At 43.0% G+C, this 2767-nt stretch carries 3 protein-coding genes; all 3 read right to left on the reverse strand.

Features of this window, described 5'->3' with window-relative positions:
* Positions 1-196 (reverse strand): hypothetical protein (locus ACWEOZ_RS44150; RefSeq protein ID WP_451916651.1); only part of this gene is annotated, 196 nt, incomplete at its 3' end.
* Between the two features lie 374 nt (positions 197-570).
* Positions 571-1788: a hypothetical protein gene (locus ACWEOZ_RS44155; protein ID WP_198113870.1), complete on the reverse strand. Its 1218-nt coding sequence runs from the start codon at positions 1786-1788 to the stop codon at positions 571-573.
* Between the two features lie 65 nt (positions 1789-1853).
* The coding region (locus ACWEOZ_RS44160) for an AAA family ATPase (protein WP_451916652.1) at positions 1854-2767 on the reverse strand (914 nt) is incomplete at its 5' end.

A 2767-nucleotide genomic window follows, 5' to 3' on the forward strand; every position in this document is an offset into this window, starting at 1 on the left:
CGATCGCCTTCATCCACGGCAGATACGGCCAGCCTCGCTTGGGAAGGTCCGGGTAATTGCGCAGGACCAGCTCAAACGTCTTTTGCATGTTGACCGGTTTGTTCTTTCTACGACGTGGCTTAGTATTGGCGTCAGCCATTTTCAACTCCTGTGTTGAGTTGGTGGTGGTCAGCGGGTCGTATGGGTTGCCGCCCATGCGGCCCGCGCTTCTTTGATGCCTTGGGTTTTCCCTTCTTTCTCCTTCTTCGCTGTGTCTTGTTGGGCAAGACGGCTTACGTTCGACTATCGGTGCGAAGGGGACTGCGTTCTACTCCCGATGACGAGAAGCTAGGCTTCAAGACCAGTGTAGTCGGGCGGGCATCTCAGAAATGGGGGATTGAGGGGGATTGGCCGAAAGGAATATAGGCGTACATGGCGAAAGACAGATACTTCAGGCTCGCCCTCGACAGCCGTCAAATTAATATATTTAAATAATAGCAATCGCCCATAACCACAAGCGAAAACTGCAGAAAATTTCAAATCTCGGGATGCAACCCCCATCCCGAGACGAAAGCATTTAATTTATAAACATCACTGAATATAATCTTTAAACTGCTTCAAATATTTCTCAATATCAAATGAGGCATTAGCCGCCTTCTTTTTTGACGCAGACACCTGCTTTGCCACGCGAGAAAGATGGACAAAGTATGCACGGTCATTGGTTTGCCTGTATCTTTCATCATATGAAATTGAGAGATAGTTACAACTTATGAACCATGGCTTTTGAACTTGGGTTTGATCGAAAATAGATTTTGCATACTCCAAAAATCGAATTGCCCGCCCATAATCCTTTCTATCAGCACACAGAAAAACACCCAAAAACATAGACAACGACGCATGAGCCGCCGTCCCAATTAGATAGCGATAATCATATTCAATAGACTCAAGAGCCTCTTCGTAGGCCCGCTGAATTTGATCGAGAACATTAACATTCCCCTTGTAGAATTTCCAAATTCCACTTTTTAGAAGCCGCGCCTTCTGAAGAGCGACATATGGATGGTTCGTAATCAACGAATGCTCATTCAAGTCCCGGATATATCTCTCAAACTCGAGTTTATCCCCCCTCCTAACGCACACCACCGCCTCACCATAAATAGAAAATAACTCAGCAATAACTATTTTATCAATATAATTACGCGGCTGCCATTCATTGACATTCTTATGAAGTGCAGAATTAGCATCAAGCGTTGTTTCAAGCTGCTCAAGCTTCTTCCTCATGCGATCCTTATGCTGCTTTATCTTATCGCGCAGATTACTCAACTCAAATCGATCCGGCAGCAACTTAATCAACACAAATCTCTTCGCAAACTCATTAAGCTCGTAATACTCCCCAGATTTCGTAAGAATAAGGCGCTCAAGAAGAAAATTGCACATCTTCTCCGCATCAGAGACCTCAATCTTTGCCAATCTACTGATCGAATACAATTCAATTCGCTCATCATAAAGAGATATGATGCACATCACATCATCAACCGGATACCCAGACTCCGACAAATAGCGCAGTGCCGCATCGAATGTATTTTTATACATGAAATTCGCGACCATCTCGGAGTTCTTTGAACGCATACTCTCCAAGGATTGCGTTAACTGGGCAAACGTAATTACATTGTTGTGAAGACCATTCAAAGCCTGCACGATAATGAGAGCATTGCCCTTTGATGTCTCAAGAAGGGACTCAGCCATTGCTCGAGTCAGAGAAACATTAAATCCCTCCGATTCAACTATATTCTCAACAAAAGAAATCCCCACATCATCCTTCTTGAACTCCCGGATATGAATCTTTTCCTCACACTGCTCCTCATTCCTCGAAGTTATTATAAATTGAACATTCCGAGGAAGAGATTTAACGAAGGCAAATATTTTTTCTGCTCATCCGAATTGATATTTTCAATATTATCAATCGCAATAATTCCGCGTTGATATTTTTCAGCTATCTGATGCACAGAATCAAGTTTCAGACGCTTGCAAATTGCACTCGCCAGATCATCGAATGTTGAAAACTCCGGCCGAGCCGAATCAATATAAAATTCACCAGTCGAATTTGACGACCGCAGATATTCGTCCTTGCTGGAGAAAAACAGAAGATATTCAACATCCGAATACTTTCCATCTTTCTTATCTCGAAGCAGTCGATACAAAAATTCGGTAGTAATAGCAGTCTTCCCAACCCCACCATAGCCATACAAAAGCACCGACCCAGCAAGTCGTTGACGAATATCACTTCCCAAAAGCGAGGAATACAATTCACCGATTTCACTATCTCGACAAAGAAGATCGGTATGAGTTGATGTGGCAGATTCGAGATTGTGCAGCACATCAGCACCGTCCGTTACCTCTTTGTACTCTCGAATTGCTTCACGAAGACGTTCTTTCGTAGCATACCAAAAGAATTTTCCGTCAAGAGCGATAGTCACATTTTCCACAAAATTTGCAACTTTTGCGGCGTCAGGTATTGTAGTTGGCTTAGATGCTGGATGCGATAGATTATTTCTTATCTTATGAAACAGCGCACAAGAATAATGAAACTCCTCAACAGAGGAAAATTCCTTTGTCAACCCCTGTTTCTCGAACAAAGAATTGAAAAACAAAAGAAGAAGATCAATAGTCTCCGAGACATAGGGAACTTGATTATCAAATTTTCCCGTGGAAATTGAGCTACTGCAGTCCTGGAGAGCCTTATATATGGACGACGCATTTTTCTTAATGTTGTCCAACTTTCCTGCAAAGC

Source organism: Actinoplanes sp. NPDC004185 (assembly GCF_053603475.1).